Origin of the sequence: Stagnihabitans tardus, from assembly GCF_009925085.1 — a bacterium.
Taxonomy (GTDB): Bacteria; Pseudomonadota; Alphaproteobacteria; order Rhodobacterales; family Rhodobacteraceae; genus Stagnihabitans; species Stagnihabitans tardus.
In genome coordinates this window covers 359,325-382,639 of record NZ_JAABNR010000001.1, presented here as the reverse complement: position 1 = coordinate 382,639, position 23,315 = coordinate 359,325, and the positions used below count along the sequence as shown (strand labels likewise).

The following is a 23,315-nucleotide window of genomic DNA, read 5'->3' as shown; positions in this document are numbered from 1 at the left end:
ATCCCCGGGCGTTCCCGCCTCAGATGATGGCGCCTTCGACAAAGGGGCGGCCTTCCGCGATGCGGGTGAAAGAGAAGGGCGACAGGTCCAGCGTCTGATAAGCGCCATGGACCAGGAGCTCCGCCGTGCCGCGCCCCATGGCGGGGCTTTGCTGCAGACCATGGCCGGAAAAGCCGTTCATGAACAGGAAGTTGCTCACCTCCGGATGCGCCCCCAGGATCGCGTTCTGGTCCAGCGTATTGTAGTCGTATTGCCCGACCCATTCGCGCACCACTTTCACCGCCTCGAAGGCCGGGATGCGGGTGGCAAGGGTTGGCCAGACCAGGTCCATCCAGAGGGAATGGTCCATCTGGAAGTCGGTCGGATCGGCGGCGAGATCCTCGGCGCCTTGGGCGCCCGCCAGGTAGGTGTTCACCCCGTCTTGCCGCACATGCACGCCCGAAGGGTCGATGGTCAGGGGCAGGTCGCGCACCAGGGGCTTTTCGGTCTGGATCAGGAAGGCATAGCGCTTGCGGGGCTCGATCGGGATCTCGATCCCGGCCATGGCAGCAGTCTTCGCCCCCCGCGTGCCGCTGGCATTGACCACCGCGCCGCAAGCCACCACTGCGCCCGAGGCCAGGGTCACACCGGTCACCCGGGCCCCCGCGCGGGTGATGCCCACGACCTCGTCCTGGACATATTCCGCCCCCTGCCGCCTTGCCATCTTGCGGAACCAGTCAAAGACCGTGATCCCCTCGAAATAGCCCTCGTCGCGGGTATTCAAGGACCCCAGGGTCACGCCATCGAGGTTGTAGAACGGATATTCGGCGGCGATCTCCTCGGGCGTCATCAGCCGCGTCGGCGTCCCGCATTGGGCCTGCACGGCCTGGTTGGCGCGCAAGGTCGCCTCCCCTTCCGGGGTGCCCGCGAAATACATATAGCCGAAGGAGCGGATCGGCAGCAGGGGCGCCTCCTCGCCCATCCACTTCGGCAGGTTCTGCACGAATTCCGCGCCGAACTGGCTGACGCGGATGTTGACCTCGTTCGAATATTGCTGGCGGATCGAGGAATGCGACAGCGAGGTCGCGGCATATTCATAGGTCGGATCGCGTTCGACCACCAGGACGCGGCCCTGGAAATCCGGGTCTCGCGTCAGCCAATAGGCCGTCGAGGACCCCATGATCGCCCCTCCGATGATGACGACGTCATAGGTCTGATGCTTGGGGGCCATGGTCTGTCCTTTCCTCTTGCGCCCAACCTAGCCGATGCCCCGGCCGCGCCAAGCCCAATTGCGACGTCCTTTTGTCATGCACGGCGCGCAACCCCGTCATGTTGCAGCATCTTTCGCTGTGAGGGCCCTTCGTTTCGCGGTAAGCTTCCTTCAAAGGACCTCCCGATGAACGAATTGAAATTCAAGCCGCTCAAGGCGGCGCTCTTCATGGCTTTGGCCGTCTTCCTGTTTTCCTGCATGGATGTCCTGACAAAGCATATGGCCGAGAGCTTTCCCGCGCCCTTCGTGGTGGCGGCGCGCTATGCGGGGAACCTGGTGCTGCTCCTGGCGCTGGTCGCCCCGCGCGAGGGGAAGCGGATCGTCCATCTCGGCCGGCCCTGGCTCGTGATCCTGCGCGGCGCCTGCCTTTCGGCGGTTTCCCTCACCGCAGCCCTGGCCTTCCAGCGCATGCCGGTGGCCGAGACCATCGCGGTCGTCTTCCTCGCCCCCTTTGCCGTCACGCTCCTGGCCGGGCCGCTGTTGGGAGAAAAGGTCCAGCCGATCTCTTGGATTGCCGCCGCCGGGGGCTTTGTCGGCGTCTTGATGATCGTGCGGCCGGGCTCTGGGCTTGACCCGCTTGGGGTCCTTTATGCCGGGCTGACGGCGGGGGGGAGCATCGTCTACAACATGCTCTCGCGCAGCCTCGCGCGGACCGAGACCTCCTGGTCGATGATGTTCTGGACGGCGCTGGTCGGCACGGTGATCTTTTCCAGCGTCACCCTGGGGCAGGGGGCGATCCCGGTGCCGCAGGGCATGGACCTGGTCTTCTTGGGCGCCATGGGGGCCCTGTCGCTGGTGGGGCATCTCCTCTTTACCCAGGCCTTCCGCTATGCGCCGGCCTCGACGATCTCGCCTGTCAACTACCTGCAACTGGTCTGGTCGGGGATCCTGGGCCTTCTGGTCTTTGGCCATATGCCCGATCCTTGGGCGCTGGCCGGGATGGCGCTGATCGCCGTTTCAGGCGTCAGCGGAGCGCTTTATCCGCTGATCCAGCCGCGCTTTGCCCGGAAAATCGGCGGGCTTGCCTGAAACTTGGGCGATTTTTCGGCCGCTGGGGGCCCTTGGCCCGCATGGGGCTGTAAGCCCCGCCCGCCCGTGCTAGGGATGAACCCCAAGCGCGGAGGCACTTATGGCGATCACGGCATCCATCCACCACCTGACCCATTACAGCTATGACACGCCGGTGCTTTTGGGCCCCCAGGTCATCCGCCTGCGCCCCGCACCCCATTCGCGCACCCGCGTCATCTCGCATTCGCTGAAGGTCTGGCCGGAGAAGCACTTCGTCAACCACCAGCAGGACCCTTTCGGCAACTGGCTGGCGCGGTTCGTCTTCCCCGAGCCCGCGAGTGAGTTCAAGATCGAGGTCGACCTGGTCGCCGACATGACGGTCTATAACCCTTTCGACTTCTTCGTCGAGGATTACGCCGAGCATTTCCCCTTCACCTATGCGCCCGACCTGGCCAGCGATCTGGCCGCCTATACCAAGCCCGACCCGATGACCCCGGCGCTTGAGGCCTTTTTGCGCACGGTGCCGCGCGACCGCATCCGCTCGGTCGATTTCGTGGTGAACCTGAATGCCGCGATCTCGGGGAAGGTCGCCTATACGATCCGCATGGAGCCCGGGGTGCAGACGCCGGAAGAGACCTTGACCATCGGCTCGGGCTCTTGCCGGGATTCGACCTGGCTTCTGGTGCAGGCCCTGCGCAACCTCGGCTTCGCCGCGCGCTTCGTCTCGGGCTACCTGATCCAGCTGAAGCCCGACCTGAAGGCGCTGGATGGGCCTTCGGGGACCGAGGTCGATTTCACCGACCTCCATGCCTGGGCCGAGGTCTATCTGCCGGGCGCGGGTTGGATCGGGCTGGACCCGACCTCCGGCCTTCTGGCGGGCGAAAGCCATATCCCGCTGGCGGCCACCCCCCATTACCGCTCCGCCGCGCCGATCTCGGGCGGCTATGCGGGCCAGGCCAAGGTCTCCTTCGACTTCGCGATGGAGGTGAAGCGCGTCGCCGAACATCCCCGCATCACCAAGCCCTTCTCGGACGCCTCCTGGGACCAGCTGAATGCGCTTGGCCGCAAGGTCGATGAGGCGCTGAAGGCCGGTGACGTCCGCCTGACCATGGGCGGCGAGCCCACCTTCGTCTCCATCGACGACTACGAGGCGGCGGAGTGGAACACCGCCGCCGTCGGCCCCACCAAGCGCATCCTGGCCGACAAGCTGATCCGCCGCCTGCAAACCCGCTTCGCCCCCGGGGGCTTCCTGCATTACGGCCAGGGCAAGTGGTATCCGGGCGAGAGCCTGCCGCGCTGGACCTTCTCGCTGTACTGGCGGACCGATGGCCAGCCGGTCTGGCAGAACCCCGACCTGATCGCCGCCGAGACGGCGCAGGGCGCCACCGCGCTCCAGGCCCAGGAACTCTTGCGCGAGATCGCGGCAGAGCTGACCCTGGACGAGACCTGCATCCTGCCCGCCTTCGAGGACCCCGCCCAATGGCTGGTCAAAGAGGCGAACCTGCCCGAGAATGTCACACCCTCGAACTCCAAGCTGAAAGACGCCGAAGAGCGCCACCGGCTTTCGACCGTCTTCAACCGCGGCCTGACCGAGCCCGTGGGCTTTGTCCTGCCGGTGCAGTCCTGGCAGAGCCGCGCGGCGCCGGGCCGTTGGCGGACCGAGCGCTGGCGCTTGCGGCGCGGTTTCATGTTCCTGGTGCCGGGGGACAGCCCCGTCGGCTACCGCCTGCCGCTTGATAGCCTGCCCTGGCTTTCGGCGGCGCAATACCCGTTCCACAACCCCGCTGACCCGACCGTGGAAAAGCCCCCGCTGCCGCCCGTCGCGGCCCTGGAGCCCGGGCGGAAATCCCAACCCCGCGCCTCTTTCGTGGCCGATGCGCCCCAAGGCGCGCAGGTGATGCAGGGAAGCCCGGTGGCCGAGGTCGATGGCTATATCCGCACGGCGCTCTCGGTCGAGGCGCGGGACGGCCGCCTTTGCGTCTTCATGCCCCCGGTGGTGAACCTGGAGGATTATCTCGACCTCCTCCACGCCGCCGAATCCGCCGCTCGCCGCCTGGGCCTCCCCGTCCATATCGAGGGCTACGCCCCGCCCCATGACCCGCGTCTGAACGTGATCCGCGTGGCCCCTGACCCCGGGGTGATCGAGGTCAATATCCACCCCGCGACCTCTTGGGAGGAGTGTGTGGCGATCACCCAGGGCGTCTATGAGGATGCCCGCCAGTGCCGCCTGGGTGCGGACAAGTTCATGATCGACGGCAAGCACTGCGGCACCGGGGGCGGCAACCATGTGGTGGTCGGCGGCGCCACGCCCAACGATTCGCCCTTCCTGCGCCGCCCCGATCTGCTGAAATCGCTGATCCTGCATTGGAACCGCCACCCCTCGCTGTCCTATCTCTTCTCCGGCCTCTTCATCGGCCCGACCTCCCAGGCCCCCCGCATCGACGAAGCCCGCCACGACGCGCTTTACGAGATGGAGATCGCGCTTTCCGCCATCCCCGGGCCCGACCAACAACAGCCCTTCCCCTGGCTGGTCGACAGGCTCCTTAGAAACATGCTGGTGGACTCGACCGGCAACACCCACCGCGCCGAGATATGCATCGACAAGCTTTACTCCCCCGACGGCCCCACGGGTCGCCTCGGCCTCGTCGAATTCCGCGGCTTCGAGATGCCGCCCGACCCGCGCATGAGCCTGGCCCAACAGCTGCTCCTCCGCGCCCTCATCGCCCGCTTCTGGCAGACCCCCGCGACCGGCGAACTCACCCGCTGGGGCACCAAGCTGCATGACCGTTTCATGCTGCAACACCATGTCTGGGAGGACTTCCGCGAGGTCCTCGCCGACCTCCGCGACCACGGCTTCCCCATGCAGGAGGAATGGTTCCAGGCCCAGGCCGAGTTCCGCTTCCCCTTCTGCGGCGAGGTCGAGGCCGAGGGCTGCAAACTGGAACTCCGCCAGGCGCTGGAGCCCTGGCATGTCCTGGGCGAGACCGGGGCCATCGGCGGGACGGTGCGCTATACCGACAGCTCCACCGAAAGGCTGCAGGTCAAGCTCACCACCCCGAACCCCGCCCGCTACAAGGTCACCTGCAATGGCCGCGACGTGCCCTTGGAAGACGGCGTGGGCGGCGTGCGCTACAAGGCCTGGGCGCCTGCAAGCGCTTTGCACCCGGTCCTGAAGATCGACGCGCCCCTGACCTTTGACATCTATGACACCTGGTCGGGCCGCGCCATCGGAGGCGCCACCTATCACGTCGCCCACCCGGGCGGGCGCAACTACGACACTTTCCCGGTGAACGGCAACGAGGCCGAGGCGCGGCGCCTCGCCCGCTTCCAGCCCTTCGGCCATCACGGCGGCCAATATGCCCCGCCCCGCGAACGTCGCCACCCCGAGTTCCCGATGACGCTTGACCTCCGGCGTCCGGCGGGTCTCTGATGGCTGCCCGTCCTCCGAAGAAACCCCCCGGTTTCGCCGAGGGCGGCGAGGAGCGTTTCGTGGAGAAGGTGAAGTCCCGCTACCGGCCCCTGGCCGATACGCCTGACGAGATGGTGGAGGCTGACGGCAGCCTCCGCCCGCTTTGGCGCGACTTTGCCCGGGCTTTCGGCGGCTTTGGCCCCGAAGAGGTCGAACGCCGCCGCATGCGGGCCGAGCAATACCTGCGCGACTCTGGGGTCTTTTACCGCCAATACGGCGCGGGCGGCTCGGTCGAGCGTCCCTGGCCCTTGTCGCCCATCCCGGTGATGATCGCCGAGGCCGAATGGGCCGAGCTTGTGCCCGGCCTGATCCAGCGCGCCGACCTGCTTGAGGCCGTGATGGCCGATCTTTACGGCGAAAACCACCTGATCGAGGGCGGGCACCTGCCGCCCGCGCTGATCGCGCAGAACCCCGAATGGCTGCGCCCGATGGTGGGGGTTCCGCCGCAATCGGGCCACCACCTGCATTTCATCGCCTTCGAGATCGGACGCGGCCCGGATGGCGGCTGGTGGGTGCTGGCCGACCGGACCCAAGCGCCCTCGGGCGCGGGTTTCGCGCTGGAAAACCGGGTCGCGACCTCGCGCGCCTTTGCCGAGCTTTATGCCGAGGGCCATGTCCATCGCCTGGCGGGCTTCTTCCGCGACTTCCGCGATGCGCTTTTGGGCCTGCGCCAGGACCGCGATGCAAGGGCCGCCATCCTGACCCCGGGGCCCTTGAACGAGACCTATTACGAACATGCCTGGATCGCGCGTTACCTGGGGATCACCCTGGTCCAGGGCGAAGATCTCGTCGTCGAGCAGGGCCGCCTGATGGTGCGCACCGTCGCGGGGTTGAAGCCGGTCGATGTGCTTTGGCGGCGGCTGGATGGGTCCTATGCCGATCCGATGGAGCTGGACCCCGGCTCGCGGCTGGGCACCGCCGGCATGGTCTCGGCGCTGCGGGCGGGGGGGCTGACCATGGTCAACGCGCTGGGGTCTGGCGTGCTGGAGACCCGCGCGCTCATGGCCTTCATGCCCGCGCTGGCCAAGCATCTCTTGGGCGAAAAGCTGAAGCTGCCCAATATCGCCACCTGGTGGTGCGGCGACCCCGAAGCGCGGGCCCAAGTGGCGCGCGACCCCGCGAAACTGCTCTTGTCGGACGCTTTCGCCACAGGTCTGCCCTATGACCGGGCCGAGGCGATCACCTCGGCCGAGGCGCTCTTCCCCGAGGCCCTGGCCGCGCTTTTGGACCGCGACGGCCCAAGGCTGGTGGCGCAAGAGGCCGTGACGCTCTCGACCACCCCCGCCCTGGTCGATGGCAAGCTCGCCCCGCGTCCCATGAGCTTGCGCGTCTTCCTCGCCCGCACCAAGGACGGCTGGCAGGTCATGCCGGGTGGCTTCGCCCGCATCGGCGCCTCGCCCGATCCCACCGCCATCGCCATGCAGCGCGGAGGCTCTGCGGCCGATGTCTGGATCGTCTCGGCCTCCGAGGTCGAGGCGGTGTCCATGGTCCCCGCCCCCGGCAGCTATCAGCGCATCGCCCCCGGGGCGCTGCCGTCGCGCGCGGCGGACAACCTCTTCTGGCTCGGCCGCTATATCGAGCGGACCGAGGTCATGGTCCGGCTGCTGCGGGCCCGCAACATCCGCCTGGCCGAGATGGGGGCGCTGGCGCAGCCCCTGCTGACCGCCATGGAGCCGATGTTCAAGGCGCGCGGCATCGAGACCGGAGGCATAAAGACGGGGCCGGGCATCCCCGGCGCGCTTCTGGATGTGCTGGCCTCGGCCATTGGCTCTGCGGGCCAGGTCCGCGACCGCTTCTCGCCCGATGCCTGGCTGGCGCTGACTGACCTGAACAAGACCGCCCGGCGCATGGCGCTGTCTGTGACGCCAGGGGATGACGCCGCCCGCGCGCTCTCGGCCCTCTTGCGGAAACTGGCGGGGATCACGGGGCTCGTGCATGAAAACATGTATCGCTTCATGGGCTGGCGCTTCCTGACGCTGGGGCGCCTGCATGAACGCGCCATGGCGATGACCGAGCTTCTGGCCGTGCTGGCCGACAGCAAGACCCCCGGTGTCCTCGACCTGGCCATCGAGATCGGCGATTCCGTCCTGACCCACCGCCGCCGCTTTACCGTCGCGACCTCGCGCGAGACGGTGATCGACCTTTTGGCCCTGGACGCGATGAACCCGCGTTCCATCCGCCACCAGATCGAGGGCATGGGCGAACAGGTCGCCATGCTGCCCGGGGCATCGGACCACGGGGTCCTCTCGCCCCTGGCCCGCGCCATGCTGCGGCTGACGACCGACCTTGCGGTGGAAAGCCCCGAGACGCTGGACGAAGAGGCGCTCTGGGCGCTTTATGGCCGGATCGGCGAAGTCTCCGACCTGATGACAGAGGCTTACCTGCGGTGATCTACGATCTGAAACTGGTGATCGCCTATGAATTCGACCGCCCGACCGGGGGCGGGCGCCAGCATCTGCGCATCTCTCCGGCCGATGTGCCGGGCGAGCAGACGCCCTTGCGCCAGGACATCACCATCCTGCCCGCGCCCCGCGAACGCCGCAGCTTTACCGATTTCTGGGGCACCGAGGTGCTGGAGCTGGTCATGCCCCCCGGCCTGACCGAGTGCCGCATCGCCCTGACCGCCCGCGTGATCCGCCATGACCCGGGCCCGGCGCTGGACATCTCGCCCCCCCCTTCGGGCCTGGGGGCCGAGCTGGCGGAGGTCTGCACCCTGGGCGGCAGCTCGCCGCAGCATTTCCTTGGCCCCTCGCCGCGCATCCCGCCCGACGAGGCGATCACGGCCTTTGCCGCCCGCGCGATGGCGAAGGCGCCGACGACCCGCAGTGCGATCGAAGCCCTGGGGCGCGCGCTGCACGCCCATATGACCTTCGACGCCAAGGCGACCGAGGTCGATACGCCGCCCTCCGTGGCCTTTGCCCTGCGGCGCGGTGTCTGCCAGGACCTGGCGCAGATCATGATTGCCGGTCTTCGGGCGCAGGGGATCCCGGCGGGCTATGTTGCGGGTTACCTGCGGACCCTGCCGCCTCCGGGCAAGCCGAGGCTGGAGGGGGCGGATGCGATGCATGCCTGGGTGACGGCCTGGGCGGGCATCGAGACCGGCTGGCTGGCCTATGATCCGACCAATGCCTGCTGGGCCGGGATCGACCATCTGACCGTGGGGCAGGGGCGCGATTATGGCGACGTGGCGCCGGTCACGGGGTCCTTGCGCACCGAGGGCGGCCAGCGCGGCACCCATGCCGTGGACCTGGTGGACGTGGCCGCAACGTCACGCCGCCGCGAGGTCTGAGCGGCCCCGCTTGGCGGCGCCCGCTGCTTTTGCTATGGATCAGGCTTGCTGGCCGGGATGCAGTCCGGCTGGATGGGTCCTTGGGGTGTGGCATGTCCGGTTTCGAATATCGTGTGGTTCCTGCGCCGCGTCGCGGGGAAAAGGCGCGCGGCGTCAAGACGACGGAAGAGCGCTTTGCCCTGGCCTTGACGCAGCTGATGAACAAGCTTGGCCGCGAGGGCTGGGAATATCAGCGCTCCGACACCTTGCCGGTCGAAGAGCGGGTCGGCCTGACGGGGTCGAAGACGACCTATCAGAACATGCTGGTCTTCCGCCGCAGCCTGGCCGAGCAGGAATGCGAGTCGGTGGCGACGATGGATCGCCCGGCGGAATGGGCGCCGCGCCTGGGCACTGGCACCCCCGTGCCCGAGGCCCTGACGGCCAGCCTTGCGCCCGCCGTCCCCGCCCTTGGCGCTGCGACCAAGCCCGAGGGTGCGGCTCCGGCCCTGGGTCCGGCAAAGGCCGACCTGGCCGCCGAATAGGACTATAGTCGTGCCAGGGCCCGGGGCAGGGCCTCGGCCAGGATGTCCAGGGCGGTTGTATCGCCCAGGCTGATGCGGATGCAGCGGTTCAGCGGGGCGGGCCCCGGCATCCGCACGAAGACGCCCTCCTGGCCAAGCGCCTCCAGCAGGGCGCGGGCATGGGTCCCGTCGCGGCCCGCATCCATCGTCACGAAATTGGTGGCCGAGGGCAGGGGGATCAGCCCATTGTCGCGCGCGATCTGGCCCAGCCGCGCGCGGGCCTGGTGGGCCCAGGCGCGCAGGCCCTCCAGATGCGCCTTGTCCGACAGCGCCGCGATCCCCGCCAGTTGCACGGGCCGCCCGAGGCCGAAGTGGTTGCGCACCTTGTCGAAGGCCTGTGCGAGGTCCGGCGCGCAAAGCGCATAGCCCAGCCGCAGCCCCGCCAGGCCGTAAGCCTTGGAGAAGGTGCGGAAGCGGATCACCCTGGGGTCATCGGCGGGAATCGGCGCCTCGGTCCCCTCGGGGGCCAGGTCGACATAGGCCTCGTCCAGAAGCATCAGGCAGCCCGCGGGCAGGTGGTCGCGCATGGCCGCGATGGTGGCGCCAGGGTGATGCGAGCCCATGGGGTTGTCGGGATTGGCGATGTACAAGAGCCGCGCCCCGGTCCGACGGGCCAGGGCCAAAAGCGCCTCCGGGTCCTCGTGGTCGTCGCGGTAGGGGGCAGAGTCCAGCATGGCGCCCATGCCGGCGACATGGAAGCCAAAGGTCGGATAGGCGCCCTGCGAGGTGACGGCATGGTCGCCCTGGGCCAGCATCAGCCGACAGACGAGGCCGAGGAGCCCGTCGATCCCTTCGCCCACCACGACATGGGAGGGGGTGACGCCGTGATGGGCCGCGATGGCGGCCTTCAGGTCATGGGCCTCGGGGTCGCCATACATCCAGGCCTCGTGGGCTGCGGCCGACAGCGCGGCCACAGCCTTGGGCGAGGGGCCGTAGAGGCTCTCGTTGGCACCAAGGCGGGCGCGGAAGGGGCGCCCCATGCGGCGCTCCAGCGTCTCGGGGCCGGTGAAGGGGACGGAGGTGGGGAGGGCTGCGGGGATGGGGGAAAGGCCGATCATGGCGGCAGAGTGCCAAAGAGCGGCGCCCTTGCCAAGAGGAGCGCGCCGAGGGGCGCGCAAGTCCCTTGTCTCGCCTCTGCGCCAGGGCGCAACCGGCTCGGGAGGGTGAAGTGCTGTGCGCATGGCCGTCCATTTCAGCCCAGCCGACCCGCCTCCTTCAAGCCTGCCAAAACATCCACGGGGTCTCCAAAGGGGGCAATGGCCCCCTTTGGGCAGGGGGGTCGGGGGGCGGCAGCCCCCCGAATGCGGGGGGTGCGGGGGGCGGCAGCCCCCCGCCTTTCGGGGCCGCCGCGCGGGCCGAGGGGGCTTGCCCCCGAGGCCCCTTGCTCTCAGTCCTGGCTCTCAGTCCTTGCCGCGGAAGGGCTGGACATATTGCAGCGCCATATCCCAGGGGAAGAAGATCCAGGTGTCCTGGCTCACCTCGGTGATATAGCTGTCGACCATGGGCTTGCCCTTGGGCTTGGCATAGACCGTGGCGAAATGCGCCTTGGGATAAAGCGCGCGCACCAGTTCCAGCGTCTTGCCGCTGTCGACCAGGTCATCGACCACCAGGATTCCGGTGCCGTCGCCCATCAGCTCGGCCTGGGGCGACTTGGTCACCACCGCCTCCGAGCGCTGATCCGCCGCGCCGCCGCCCATGTGGTAGCTTTTCACGCTGATCGTATCGACGACCCGGATATCGAGCTCGCGCGAGACGATCATCGCGGGGACAAGGCCCCCCCGCGTGATCCCCACCACCGCTTTCCAGGCGCCATTGTCCGGCCCCTTGCCATCCAGCCTCCAGGCCAGGGCGCGGGCGTCGCGGTGGATCTGGTCCCAGCTGACATGGAACCCTTTTTCATGCGGCAGACGGTCGATCATGATGCCTCTCTCAGGTAACGGCGACCTTCAGCCCGAAGAGGAAGAGCATCCCTCCGAACAGCCGGTCCAGCATGGTCTTCAGGCTGATATACCGCGCCCGGGTCCGGTCAAGCGAGAAGATGCGGGCAACCGACATGTTCCAGACGGTTTCATTCACGAAGATCACGGCCAGGAGCGCCAGGTATTGCCAGAAGGGCGTCCCGGGCGGCACGGTGCCGAGGAAGATGGCCGACATGACGACGACGGGCTTGGGGTTGGTCAATTGTGTCACCACGCCGAGCCAAAGCGCCGAGAGGGCGCCGCGTGGTGTCTCGGTCGCCGGGCCCTCGGAGAGCGGTTCGCGCGCATGGCGCCAGAGCTTGATCCCGGTCCAGACCAGGTAAGCCCCGCCGCCCAGCTTCAGGGCGGTCAGCGCCCAGGGCGCCCAGGCGAAGACCAGGCCCAGGCCCGACATGGCGCAGATGGCCCAGAAACAGGCGCCCAGCCCGATCCCCATGGCGAGGAAGCTGCCGACCCGGAAGCCCTCGGTCAGGCCGGTGCGGGCCGACATCAGGACCGCGGGGCCCGGAGAGATCGCGCCCATCAGGGTCAGGAAGCAGAAGCCGAGGAAGGCTGCGAGGGACATGGGAAAGACCACTTGAGAGGGGGGGCGGGCCTCCGGGGCATCGAGCCCCGGAGGCCCGCGCTGCCGGGGCCCTTTGCGGCAGGGCTCAGTCCTTGCGGCCGGTGACCGCGTCGATATCGGGCGCGTCCACGGCCTTCATGCCCACGACATGATAGCCCGCGTCGACATGAAGATTCTCGCCGGTCGTCCCCGAGCCCAGGTCGGAGAGGAGGTAAAGCGCGGCCTTGCCGACCTCTTCCTGGTCGACATTGCGGCGCAAGGGCGAGTTCAGCTCGTTCCACTTCATGATATAGCGGAAATCGCCGATGCCGGAGGCCGCGAGCGTCTTGATCGGCCCGGCCGAGATCGCATTGCAGCGGATGCCGTCCTTGCCCAGGTCCTCGGCGATATACTTGACCGAAGCCTCGAGCGCGGCCTTGGCGAGCCCCATGACGTTGTAATGCGGCATGACCTTTTCGGCGCCGTAATAGGTCAGGGTCAGAAGGCTGCCGCCATGGTTCATCATGGCAGCCGCCCGCCGCGCCACGGCGGTGAAGGAGTAGACCGAGATATCCATGGTCATGGCGAAATTCGCGCGGCTGGTGTCGACATAGCGCCCGCGGAGTTCCGCCTTGTCGGAAAAGCCGATGGCATGGACCAGGAAGTCGATCTTGCCCCATTTCTGCTCCAGACGGGCAAAGAGCGCATCCATGCTCTCCTCGTTCGACACGTCGCATTCCACCATCTCGTCCATGCCGATGGAGGCGATCAAGGGCTCGACGCGCTTCTTCAGGGCCTCGCCCTGGTAGGAGAAGGCGATCTCGGCGCCATGCTCGGCCAGGGTCTTGGCGATCCCCCAGGCGATCGACTTGTCATTGGCAAGCCCCATGATGAGCCCGCGCTTGCCCTGCATCAGTCCGGTTGACATTCGCTTTTCCCCAGCCACCTATCCGAAGCGCAGGTTTAGGCTATCGCATCCGCCGCTTCAAGGGAGGCGGCGCTTTTGGAGGACCATGATGGACCGCACGGGCATCTTTGCAGGCGAGGACCCCTTCGTCATCGCCAAATCCTGGCTGACCGAGGCCGAGGCCTCCGAACCCAACGACCCCAATGCCATTGCCCTGGCCACGGTCGATGCCGATGGAATGCCCAATGTCCGCATGGTGCTGTTGAAGGACATCGAAGAGGCGGCCTTTGTCTTCTACACCAATTACGGGTCGAAGAAGGCGCAGGAAATCGCCAGCGGGAAGGCGGCCTTCGTTCTGCACTGGAAGAGCCTGCGGCGCCAGATCCGGGTGCGGGGCCTCGTGACCAGGGAAGAGGGCCCCCAGGCCGATGCCTATTACGACAGCCGCAGCCTGAAGTCGCGTCTGGGCGCCTGGGCCAGCGCGCAAAGCCAGCCCCTGTCCTCGCGCGGGGCGCTGATGGCCGAGGTCGCCCGCGTGACGGCCGCCCAGGGCCTGAACCCCAGGCGTCCGCCATTCTGGGGCGGGTTCCGCATCACGCCGCTGGAGATCGAGTTCTGGGCCGACGGCGCCTTCCGCCTGCATGACCGCTTTCGCTGGAGCCGCGCAGAGGTCGCTCAACCCTGGGATGTTCAGCGTCTAAATCCCTGATTGAAAAAGCCTTTCACCGCAATCCGCCTTGCACTGCCAAAGGCGGATTGCGCGATATGGACCTATCCTTTGGGACAGTTGGTCAAGTTTTTTTTAACTAGGGTCTTGCGCAGGCGAAGCGTTTTCGCCCATCCATTGGCCTGCGAGACTTAGAAAGAACTCCCTTGGACATGGAAGACGACGGCAATCCGACCCTGACCGTTCAGGGTCGCGTCAAGTGGTTCGATCCCGGCAAGGGATTTGGCTTCATCATCGCCGATGAGGGCGGGACGGATATTCTTCTGCATGCCAATGTGCTGCGGAACTTCGGCCAAAGCTCGATCTCGGACGGGTCGATCATCTCGGTGCGGGTGCAGCAGACCCAGCGCGGACGCCAGGCGGTCGAGGTCATCTCGATTGCCCCGCCCGAGGGCGCGGTGCTGAACCTCTCCGACGACGGCGACCCCTTGCCGGCGGTCCATGACGACCTGGTGCTGGAGCCCGCGCGGGTGAAGTGGTTCGACAAGGAAAAGGGCTTCGGTTTCGCCAATGTCTTTGGCCGGGCCGAGGATATCTTCATCCATATCGAGGTGCTGCGGGTCTCGGGCTTTGCCGATCTGACGGCCGGGGAGGCCATTGGCCTGAAGTCGGTCGAGGGCAAGCGCGGGCGAATGGCGGTGCTGATCCACTCCTGGGAAATGGCGGTGCGCAAGTAGATGCGGTTTGCCTGGTGTCTTGGGCTTCTGGTCTTGCCGGGCGCGGCCCTGGCCTGCGGACCCGACGAGGTGACCTTCCGCGACGCCAAGGCGCGCTTCACGGTCGAGATCGTCGATACGGCGACGGAGCGGGCGCAGGGGCTGATGAACCGCGAAAGCCTGGGATCGGCCCAGGGGATGCTCTTCGTCTATGACGCCCCCGGACATCCGCATTTCTGGATGAAGAACACGCTGATTCCGCTGGATATGATCTTCATCGGCCCCGATGGGCTGGTGACCCGCGTCCATCCCGATGCCGTGCCCCATGACGAGACCTCGATCGACGGCGGGGCAGGGGTGCAATATGTGCTGGAGATCAACGGCGGATTGGCGGGCGCCATCGGGCTGAAGCCCGGCGATGCGATGATCTGGCAGGGCCTGGGCGATGCGGCCCTGATGCCCTGCAACTAGGCCTTTCCTTCGCCGCAGCGGCCTTGTAAACGGGAACGCGTCGGGGCGTAGCGCAGTCTGGTAGCGCGACGGTTTTGGGTACCGTAGGCCGGGGGTTCGAATCCTCTCGCCCCGACCATATCCCTCAAGGTGCTGGCGATGCTGAGTTTTGATCCTTCGTGGACGCGCGACCTGCCGGGCACCTTTCTGCGCGATGCGCCCTTCCGCGCCCCCGCCCCGCGCTACGTCGCGTTGAACCTGCCGCTGGCACGGGACCTGGGACTGGACGCCGGGGACCTCTCCGCCCATCCCGAATGGTTCGCGGGCCAGCCGCCCCAGGGCGCCGAGCCCGTGGCCCTGGCCTATGCCGGCCACCAGTTCGGCAATTTCGTGCCCTCGTTGGGCGATGGGCGCGCGCATCTGCTGGGCGAGATCCTGACGCCCCTGGGCCGCCGCGACCTTGCGCTCAAGGGCTCTGGCCGGACGCCCTTTTCGCGCGGCGGCGATGGCCGCGCGGCGCTGGGGCCGATGCTGCGGGAATACCTGGTCTCCGAGGCCATGGCGGCCATGGGGGTTCCGACGACGCGCAGCCTGGCCGTCGTGGCGACCGGCGAGGTGATCCTGCGCCAAGAGGGGCCCTTGCCGGGGGCGGTGCTGGTGCGGGTGGCCGCAAGCCATATCCGGGTGGGCTCTTTCGAGTTCCTTTCGGCGCGGGGCGAAGAGGACAAGCTGCGCGCGCTCCTGGCCCATGCGATCACCCGCCACGACCCCGACCTTGCGCCCGACGATGCGCTGGGGTTCTTCGACCGGGTGACGGGGCGCCAGGTGCGGCTGATCGCGGAATGGATGGGGCTGGGCTTCGTTCATGGCGTGATGAACACCGACAACATGGCGCTGTCGGGGGAGACCATCGACTATGGGCCCTGCGCCTTCGTCGATGCCTATGACCCGGGGGCGGTCTTCTCTTCGATCGACCGGCGGGGCCGCTACCGGCTCGAGAACCAGCCGAAGATCCTGGCCTGGAACCTCGCGCGGCTGGCCGAGACGCTGATCCCGCTGATCCCCGGCGCGACTGAGACCGTCGTGGGGCTTTTGAACGACAGGCTCGAGGCGATTGCCCCGGCCTACGAGGCAGCGTTCCTCGCCGTCATGGCCCGCAAGCTGGCGCTGCCCGCGCCCGATGCCGCCCTGACCGAGGGTTTCCTGAAGGCGGTGGAGGGGCTTGACTGGACGGCTTCGCTGCGCAGCCTTGCCGGGGAACCCGGGGTATACCCCGGGCTACGCGGGTGGCTGACGGAGTGGCAAAAGTTCCGGCTCCCGGACTACGCGACCCGCATCCGCGCAGCCAACCCGGCGGTGATCCCGCGCAACCACCTGGTCGAAGAGGCCCTGACTGCCGCGACCCGGGGCGACATGGCGCCCTTCGAGGCGCTGCTTGCCGTCTGCCGCAAGCCCTTCGACGACGCGCCAGAGCGCTTCACCCTGCCGCCGCCCACCGGCTTCGGCCCCTATGTCACCTACTGCGGGACCTGAGGCGCGGCCCCCTTCCGATTTCATTGGTCGATAAATATCCCCGTGCGGCGGGCTCCGATCTCTCCCCCGGCGTTGACCTTTGCCGCCGCAGAGGCTTTGATCACGCCATGAATCCGCGTTCCGACATCCACGACCGCCTCGCCGCCTCCTTGCGTGACGCCCGCAAGGCGCGCGGCCTGTCTTTGGACGCCGTGGCCAAGCTGTCGGGCGTCAGTCGGTCGATGGTCAGCCAGATCGAGCGGGGGGAGAGCTCTCCGACCGTGGCGACGCTCTGGAACCTGACCCAGGCCTTGCAGGTCGATTTCGCGGGGCTTTTGGAGGGCAAGGTTGCGCCGGGGATCGGGGTGGTGCGGGCCGATGCGGCTCCGGTCATCGCGGGGCATGGGGTGGGGGTCCGCATCCGCATCCTCTCGGCGCCGGAGGCGGCAGGCAAGCACGAGGTCTATGACCTGGATTTCGACGCAGGCGGAGAGCTGGTCTCGGACCCGCATTCGCCGGGCTGCCGCGAGCATCTGACGGTGATCTCGGGGCGCTTGCGGGTGGAATCGGGCGATGAGGCCGAGGTCTTGGGGCCGGGGGATACGGCGCATTACCCGGCCGACCGCCCCCATGCGATCAGGGCAGAGGGCGCGGCGCGTGCCTTTCTGATCGTGCAGGACAGCTGACAAGGCCGGGGGCTCTGCCCCCGGACCCCCGGGATATTTGAGCCAGTATGAAAGCGATATCCGTTTTGGCGGATATCTTTCCGCTATCTTGACTTTGGGGCGTGGCGGGGTAATATCCGCCAAAACGGATTAGGTTCTGTGATGGCGGATGAATTTCTGGATCATATCGGCGCGGTGCTGAAGGGCATCGAGGCCGAGGGGCTGATGAAGCGCGAGCGTGAGATCACCTCTCCGCAAGGGGCCAGGGTCACCGTGGCCCGCCCTGGTGAACCGGGCCGGAGGATGCTGAACCTTTGCGCCAACAATTACCTTGGCCTGGCGGATGATCCGCGCCTGGTGGCTGCGGCGGAGGCAGCGACGCGGTCCCATGGCTACGGCATGGCCTCGGTCCGCTTCATCTGCGGGACGACGGACCTGCATCGGGCCCTGGAGCGGCGCCTGGCCGCCTGGCTGGGGCATGAGGATTCGATCCTCTTTGCCGCCTGTTTCGATGCCAATGGGGCAGTGTTTGAGCCGCTTCTCGGCGAGGAGGATGCGGTGATTTCCGACAGTCTGAACCATGCGAGCATCATCGACGGGATAAGGCTCTGCAAGGCGCGGCGGTTCCGCTTTGCCAATGGGGATATGGCGGACCTCGAGGCGCAGCTTCGGGCCGCGCGCGAGGGCGGGGCGCGCTTCGTCATGGTGGCGACGGACGGGGTTTTCTCGATGGATGGCTATTTCGCCGATCTGGGCGCGGTCCGGCGCTTGTGCGACGCCTATGGCGCGCTCTTGATGGTGGATGATTGCCACGCCACGGGCTTCGTGGGCCCCAAGGGGCGGGGGACGCCCGCGCGGGCGGGGATTGCGGCCGATATCCTGACCGGGACCTTCGGCAAGGCCCTGGGCGGCGCGCTTGGAGGCTATGTGGCCGGGGCTCAGCCGGTGATCGACCTTTTGCGCCAGAGGGCGCGGCCCTATCTTTTCTCGAACGCCCTGCCGCCTGCGGTGGTTGGAGCGGCGCTGGCGGCCATCGACATTGCCGAGGCCGCCGATGACCGCCGCGCGCAGCTCTCGGAGAATGCGGCCTATTGGCGGGCGGGGCTGGAGGCCTTGGGCTTCTCGCTTCTGCCCGGATCGCATCCGATTGTCCCGGTGATGCTGGGGGATGCGCCTCTCGCACAGTCCTTCGCGCGGGAGCTGGATGCCGAGGGCGTCATGGTCTCGGCCTTCTTCTTCCCGGTCGTGCCGAGGGGCAAGGCACGGATCCGGACGCAGATGAATGCGGCCCTGACGCGGGAGGATCTGGATTTCGGCCTGGCGGCATTCGGGCGGGCGGGCAAAGCCGTGGGGGTGTTGTGATGAAGGTCCTGGCGAAGACGAAGGCAGAGGTCGGGCTTTGGGCGGAAGAACGCTCGGTCCCCGAGATCGGACCCGAGGATGTGCTGATCAAGGTGAAAAAGACCGGGATCTGCGGCACGGATATCCATATCTGGAACTGGGACGACTGGGCGGCGCGGACGGTTCCGGTGGGGCTGGTCACGGGCCATGAGTTTGCCGGAGAGATCGTGGCCAAGGGCGCGCTCGTCGAGGGGCTGGAAATCGGGCAACGCTGCTCGGGTGAGGGGCATTTGATCGGGAAGCTCTCGCGTCAGTCGCGGGCAGGGCGCTTTCACCTCGACCCGGCCACGCGGGGGATTGGCGTGAACGAGCCCGGTGCCTTTGCCGAATACCTGCGGCTGCCTGCCTTCAATGTCGTGCCCTTGCCGGATTCGATTGACGATGACATCGGGGCGATCCTCGACCCCTTGGGCAATGCGGTCCATACGGCGCTCAGCTTCGACCTGGTGGGCGAGGATGTGCTGATCACCGGGGCGGGCCCCATCGGCATCATGGCGGCGGCGGTGGCGCGGCATGTGGGGGCGCGGCATGTGGTGATCACCGACGTCAACCCGGCGCGGCTGGAGCTGGCGGGGCAGGTGGCGGATGTGACGCCGGTCAATGTCGCCAAGGAGGACCTGGCCGAGGTGAAGTCTCGGCTGAAACTCGCCCAGGGCTTCGATGTCGGCATGGAGATGAGCGGCAACCAGCAGGCGCTCGACCAGATGGTCGAGAGCCTGGTGATGGGCGGGCGGATCGCCATGCTGGGGATCCCGCCGGGGAAATCTCCGGTCGACTGGAGCCGGATCGTCTTCAAGGCGATCACGATCAAGGGGGTCTATGGCCGGGAAATCTTCGAGACCTGGTACAAGATGATCGCCATGCTGGAGAACGGGCTGGACGTGCGCAAGGTGATCACGCACCGCTTCAAGGCCGTCGATTTCGAAAAGGGCTTCGAGGTGATGCGCTCGGGTGCCTCGGGCAAGGTCGTGCTGGACTGGAGCTAAGTGGAGCGCGCAAGCGCGCAAGTCATTCATCTCGCCTCTGGCCTGCGGCCAACCGGCTCGGAGTTGCGCTCCGCGCTTGGATATTTGGGCAAATGTGAAAGGGAAGCGGCGCCTCAGTCATCCGCTCGCCAGTGATCTGAGGCCCAGTTGCCCGCGCCCCGGCCAGCCGCACCCTGAGGTCTTTCAACTTGGCTGAAATACTCATTCTGCTCTGGACGACGAAGCCTCCAGCTTTGTCTATCAGGCCAGACCTCGCGCAAACCCCTGCGTCTTTCATACTGGCCCAAATATCCACGGGGTTTCCAAAGGGGAGCGTGCTCCCCTTTGGTTGGGGGGTGCGGGGGGCGAAAGCCCCCCGCTACCGCCGGTGGCAGGCCAGGGCGCAAGCCCGCAGACCTGCCACCGGCAAACCCGCTCAGACCAGGGCGCCCTCCGCCGAGATCCGGGTCTTGCCCCCGAGATAGGGGTGCAGCGCGGCGGGCAGCTCCACCGACCCATCCGCCTGCTGGCCGTTTTCCAGCACCGCGATCAGGCAGCGGCCGACGGCGAGGCCCGACCCGTTCAGCGTCGCGACGTATTCCGGTTTGCCGCCGCCTGCGGGACGATAGCGCGCATTCATCCGGCGGGCCTGGAACTGGCCGCAGGTCGACACGGACGAGATCTCGCGGAACTTGTTCTGGCCGGGCAGCCAGGCCTCGAGGTCGAAGGTCCTTTGCGCGCCAAAGCCCATGTCGCCGGTGCACAGGACGATGGTGCGATAGGGGATGCCCAGTTTCTCTAGGATCGCCTCGGCGCAGCGCCGCATGCGTTCCTGTTCGTCGAGCGCGGTTTCCGGGGTGCAGATCGTCACCATCTCGACCTTTTCGAACTGGTGCTGGCGCAGCATGCCCGTCGTGTCCTTGCCCGAAGACCCGGCCTCCGAGCGGAAGCACTGGGTATGGGCGGTCATGCGGATCGGAAGCGCCGCCTCTTCCAGCACATCCCCGGCCACCGAATTGGTCAGCGTCACTTCCGAGGTCGGGATCAGCCACCAGCCATTGGTCGTCTGGTAGCTGTCCTCCGCAAACTTCGGCAGCTGGTTGGTGCCATACATGGCGTCCTCCTTGACCAGGACCGGGGTCCAGGTCTCGGTCAGGCCATGTTCTTCGACATGGGTGTCCAGCATCAGCTGCGAGAGCGCGCGGTGGACGCGGATCACCGCGCCCTTCAGCACCACGAAGCGCGCGCCCGAGAGCTTGGCGGCGGTCTCGAAATCCATCCCGGGCTTGACGCCTGCGATGTCGAAATGCTCTTTCGGCGCGAAGTCGAAATTGCGCGGGTTGCCCCAGCGGTGGATTTCGACATTGGCCTCCTCGTCGGCACCATCGGGAACGACGTCCAGCGGCAGGTTCGGGATGGCCATGAGCATGTCGCGCAAAGCCACGTCCTCATCCTCGGCCTCGGCGGTCAGCTGGGCGATATAGGCCTTCTTGGTCGCCACCTCGGCGCGGATGGCCTCGAAGGTCGCATTGTCCCCGGCAGCCTTGGCCGCCCCCGCTTTCTTCGACAGAGCATTGGCCTCGGCCGTGGCGGTTTCGGCCGCCAGGATCTTGGCCCGGCGATCCGCATCCAGCGCCAGGATTTCGGACGACATCCCCGACAGGCCCCGACGCGAGAGCGCCGCATCGAAAGCGGCGGGGTTTTCACGGATGGCGCGGATGTCGTGCATGGTCTGTCCTTTCAGCAAGGGAACCCGGGGTTCCGCCCCCCATATGCCGCAAAGAGGGCCCTTGGTGAAGGGGAAAGGCGCCTGCCAGCGCCCCCAAACCCGCCCTCTCGCCCCTTGCCTTGCGCCGGACCCTTCCCATCTGTAGGGTGCGGCGCAAAATCAGGGGAGAGCGCCTCCCCCAAAAGGACCATGACATGAACCTGACAGAGCTCTTCGTCTCTCCCGCCTATGCCCAGACTGCCCCCGGTTCCACCGGCTCGATGATCGGTGGCCTCCTGCCCATGGTGCTGATCTTCGGCATCATGTATTTCCTTCTGATCCGTCCGCAGCAAAAGAAGATGCGCGAGCTGAAGGCGATGATCGAAGCCGTGCGGCGCGGGGACCAGGTCGTGACCGGTGGCGGCATCCTCGGAAAGGTCACCAAGGTCGGCGAAGACAACACGGTCGAGATCGAGATCGCCCAGGGCGTCAAGGTCCAGGTCATCAAGTCGACCATCACCCAGGTTCTCTCCAAGACCGAGCCGGCGGCGTAAACCATGCTGCATACCCCCCTCTGGAAACGGGTCCTCGTCTGGGCCGCGGTTGTGCTGGGCCTTTACCTCGCCATGCCCAACCTGTTCTATTCCCGGGTCGAAACCCATAACGACGCCGCGAGCGAGATCGAAAAGTCCGGTGGGGGGGCCACGCCCGAGCAAGAGGCCGCGCTGGCGGCCTGGCCGTCGCTTTTGCCGTCCAGCCTGGTGAACCTTGGCCTCGACCTGCGGGGGGGCGCGCATCTTCTGGCCGAAGTGCAACTGGCCGATGTCTACAAGCAGCGGATGGACAGCCTCTGGCCCGAGGCGCGCGACGCGCTCAAGGCCGTGCGCGACCAGACCGGCGGCATCAAGCGGGCCCAGGCGCCGAATGGCGTCTTGAAGATCGCGATTTCGAACCCGGAAGGGATGCAAGCGGCGCTGGAGGCCCTGCAGCCCCTGGCCTCGCCGGTCGTGTCGCTGACCGGGGCGGGGTCGTCCAACTACGAGATCAGCGGGGCGGGGACGGAGATCACCATCGTCCTGTCGGAGGCCGAAAAGGCCGCGACTGACACGCGGACCATGCAGCAGTCCTTGGAGATCATCCGCCGCCGCGTCGATGCGGCCGGCACGCGCGAACCCTCGATCCAGCGCCAGGGGGCTGACCGCATCCTGATCGAGGTCCCCGGCATCGGCTCGGCTGAAGAGCTGAAGGCGATCATCGGGACCACGGCGAAGCTGACTTTCAACACGGTGGTGGGCACGACCCAGGACGCCGAGGCCAACCCGGGTCCCGGCAATATCGTGGTCAAGGATGCCGAGCGCGAGGGGCTTTACTATATCCTCGACGAGGCCCCGGTGGTCTCGGGCGACAACCTGGTGGATTCGCAGCCCTCCTTCGACCAGAACGGCCAGCCTGCGGTCTCTTTCCGCTTTGACACGACGGGGGCGCGGAAGTTCGGTGAATATACCGGTGCCCATATCGGCGAACCCTTCGCCATCATGCTGGACAACACGGTCATCTCGGCGCCCACGATCCAATCGGCCATCACCGGCGGATCGGGCATCATCACGGGCTCTTTCACCATCGAGGAATCGACCAATCTCGCCGTGCTTCTGCGCGCGGGCGCCCTGCCTGCGGGGATGAAGTTCCTGGAGGAAAAGACCGTGGGCCCGGAGCTTGGCCAGGATTCGATCGACGCGGGCCGCGCGGCCGCCGTCATCGGCCTGATCGCGGTGGGCGTCTTCATGGTGGCGAGCTATGGTCTCTTCGGCGTCTTCGCCAATATCGCGCTTCTGATCAACCTCGGCCTGATCTTCGGCATCCTGTCCTTGATCGGCGGCACGCTGACGCTTCCTGGCATCGCGGGGCTTGTCTTGACCATCGGCACGGCGGTCGACGCCAACGTTCTGGTCTATGAACGGATCCGCGAGGAGCTGCGCCAGGCGAAATCCGCTGCCCGCGCCATCGAACAGGGCTATGAGCGCGCCATGTCCGCCATCGTCGACGCCAATGTGACGGCGATGATCACGGCCCTGGTGCTCTTCTACTTCGGCTCTGGCCCGGTGCGCGGCTTTGCCGTGACCCTGGCCATCGGCATCGTCACCTCGGTCTTTACCGCGCTTTACGTCACGCGGCTCCTGATCGAAATTTGGTACAACCGGGCACAGCCCAAAACTCTGGTGGTGTGAC

General features: G+C 67.0%; 20 protein-coding genes and 1 tRNA gene. 15 read left to right on the top strand and 6 right to left on the bottom strand.

Annotated features, from left to right (window positions below):
* Window positions 1-19 precede the first annotated feature (19 nt).
* On the bottom strand, window positions 20-1,210 hold the full coding sequence (locus tag GV832_RS01685) for an NAD(P)/FAD-dependent oxidoreductase (RefSeq protein ID WP_168773066.1): 1,191 nt from the start codon (window positions 1,208-1,210) through the stop codon (window positions 20-22).
* Window positions 1,211-1,375: 165 nt separating this feature from the next.
* Between GV832_RS01685 and GV832_RS01680 the strand changes: the two genes are divergently transcribed.
* The 5 genes from GV832_RS01680 to GV832_RS01660 all read left to right on the top strand — a co-directional run bounded on the left by GV832_RS01680 (window position 1,376) and on the right by GV832_RS01660 (window position 9,536).
* Entirely contained in the window at window positions 1,376-2,278 is a 903-nt protein-coding gene (locus GV832_RS01680) for a DMT family transporter (RefSeq protein WP_168773065.1), read from the top strand.
* Window positions 2,279-2,378: 100 nt separating this feature from the next.
* The gene (locus GV832_RS01675) at window positions 2,379-5,687 is read left to right on the top strand and encodes a transglutaminase family protein (protein ID WP_168773064.1); all 3,309 of its coding nucleotides are present in this window, start codon (window positions 2,379-2,381) and stop codon (window positions 5,685-5,687) included.
* Window positions 5,687-8,116, top strand: coding sequence for a circularly permuted type 2 ATP-grasp protein (locus GV832_RS01670; protein WP_168773063.1), 2,430 nt, complete (start codon window positions 5,687-5,689; stop codon window positions 8,114-8,116). Before GV832_RS01675 ends, GV832_RS01670 begins: the two co-directional genes overlap by 1 nt.
* Window positions 8,113-9,015, top strand: a complete 903-nt coding sequence (locus tag GV832_RS01665) for a transglutaminase family protein (protein ID WP_168773062.1) — start codon at window positions 8,113-8,115, stop codon at window positions 9,013-9,015. The genes GV832_RS01670 and GV832_RS01665 overlap by 4 nt, the downstream gene beginning before the upstream one ends.
* Window positions 9,016-9,107: 92 nt before the next feature.
* Window positions 9,108-9,536, top strand: a complete 429-nt coding sequence (locus tag GV832_RS01660) for a DUF4177 domain-containing protein (protein WP_168773061.1) — start codon at window positions 9,108-9,110, stop codon at window positions 9,534-9,536.
* Between the two features lie 2 nt (window positions 9,537-9,538).
* Here the strand turns inward: GV832_RS01660 and GV832_RS01655 are convergent, their stop codons facing one another.
* The 4 genes from GV832_RS01655 to fabI all read right to left on the bottom strand — a co-directional run bounded on the left by GV832_RS01655 (window position 9,539) and on the right by fabI (window position 13,026).
* The gene (locus GV832_RS01655) at window positions 9,539-10,633 is read right to left on the bottom strand and encodes a pyridoxal phosphate-dependent aminotransferase (RefSeq protein ID WP_168773060.1); all 1,095 of its coding nucleotides are present in this window, start codon (window positions 10,631-10,633) and stop codon (window positions 9,539-9,541) included.
* A 342-nt stretch (window positions 10,634-10,975) separates the two neighbouring features.
* A complete protein-coding gene (gpt, locus tag GV832_RS01650) occupies window positions 10,976-11,494 on the bottom strand; it encodes a xanthine phosphoribosyltransferase (RefSeq protein WP_168773059.1) in 519 nt (172 codons plus the stop codon).
* Window positions 11,495-11,504: 10 nt separating this feature from the next.
* Window positions 11,505-12,119, bottom strand: a complete 615-nt coding sequence (locus GV832_RS01645) for a LysE family translocator (protein WP_168773058.1) — start codon at window positions 12,117-12,119, stop codon at window positions 11,505-11,507.
* A gap of 85 nt (window positions 12,120-12,204) precedes the next feature.
* Window positions 12,205-13,026, bottom strand: a complete 822-nt coding sequence (gene fabI / locus GV832_RS01640) for an enoyl-ACP reductase FabI (RefSeq protein ID WP_168773057.1) — start codon at window positions 13,024-13,026, stop codon at window positions 12,205-12,207.
* An 85-nt stretch (window positions 13,027-13,111) separates the two neighbouring features.
* Between fabI and pdxH the strand changes: the two genes are divergently transcribed.
* From pdxH to tdh, 8 genes are all read left to right on the top strand, one after another.
* Window positions 13,112-13,714, top strand: coding sequence for a pyridoxamine 5'-phosphate oxidase (gene pdxH, locus GV832_RS01635; RefSeq protein ID WP_168773056.1), 603 nt, complete (start codon window positions 13,112-13,114; stop codon window positions 13,712-13,714).
* A 170-nt stretch (window positions 13,715-13,884) separates the two neighbouring features.
* The gene (locus GV832_RS01630) at window positions 13,885-14,409 is read left to right on the top strand and encodes a cold-shock protein (protein WP_168773055.1); all 525 of its coding nucleotides are present in this window, start codon (window positions 13,885-13,887) and stop codon (window positions 14,407-14,409) included.
* A complete protein-coding gene (locus tag GV832_RS01625) occupies window positions 14,410-14,859 on the top strand; it encodes a DUF192 domain-containing protein (protein ID WP_168773054.1) in 450 nt (149 codons plus the stop codon).
* A 41-nt stretch (window positions 14,860-14,900) separates the two neighbouring features.
* Window positions 14,901-14,977 (top strand) — tRNA-Pro (locus GV832_RS01620).
* Between the two features lie 20 nt (window positions 14,978-14,997).
* The gene (locus tag GV832_RS01615) at window positions 14,998-16,371 is read left to right on the top strand and encodes a protein adenylyltransferase SelO (RefSeq protein WP_168773053.1); all 1,374 of its coding nucleotides are present in this window, start codon (window positions 14,998-15,000) and stop codon (window positions 16,369-16,371) included.
* Between the two features lie 107 nt (window positions 16,372-16,478).
* Window positions 16,479-17,036, top strand: a complete 558-nt coding sequence (locus tag GV832_RS01610; protein WP_168773052.1) for a helix-turn-helix domain-containing protein — start codon at window positions 16,479-16,481, stop codon at window positions 17,034-17,036.
* A 141-nt stretch (window positions 17,037-17,177) separates the two neighbouring features.
* Complete coding sequence (locus GV832_RS01605; protein ID WP_168773051.1) at window positions 17,178-18,377, top strand: glycine C-acetyltransferase; 1,200 nt, start codon at window positions 17,178-17,180, stop codon at window positions 18,375-18,377.
* The gene (gene tdh / locus GV832_RS01600) at window positions 18,377-19,402 is read left to right on the top strand and encodes an L-threonine 3-dehydrogenase (protein ID WP_168773050.1); all 1,026 of its coding nucleotides are present in this window, start codon (window positions 18,377-18,379) and stop codon (window positions 19,400-19,402) included. The genes GV832_RS01605 and tdh overlap by 1 nt, the downstream gene beginning before the upstream one ends.
* A gap of 415 nt (window positions 19,403-19,817) precedes the next feature.
* On the opposite strand, the gene serS is transcribed toward tdh, so the two are convergent.
* Window positions 19,818-21,110 carry a serine--tRNA ligase gene (serS, locus tag GV832_RS01595; RefSeq protein ID WP_168773049.1) on the bottom strand — a complete coding sequence of 431 codons (1,293 nt, stop codon included), beginning with the start codon at window positions 21,108-21,110 and terminating at the stop codon, window positions 19,818-19,820.
* A 260-nt stretch (window positions 21,111-21,370) separates the two neighbouring features.
* On the opposite strand from serS, the gene yajC reads away from it, so the two are divergent.
* Window positions 21,371-21,643, top strand: coding sequence for a preprotein translocase subunit YajC (gene yajC, locus GV832_RS01590; RefSeq protein ID WP_168773126.1), 273 nt, complete (start codon window positions 21,371-21,373; stop codon window positions 21,641-21,643).
* Between the two features lie 3 nt (window positions 21,644-21,646).
* Window positions 21,647-23,314, top strand: coding sequence for a protein translocase subunit SecD (gene secD / locus GV832_RS01585; protein ID WP_168773048.1), 1,668 nt, complete (start codon window positions 21,647-21,649; stop codon window positions 23,312-23,314).
* Window position 23,315 lies beyond the last annotated feature (1 nt).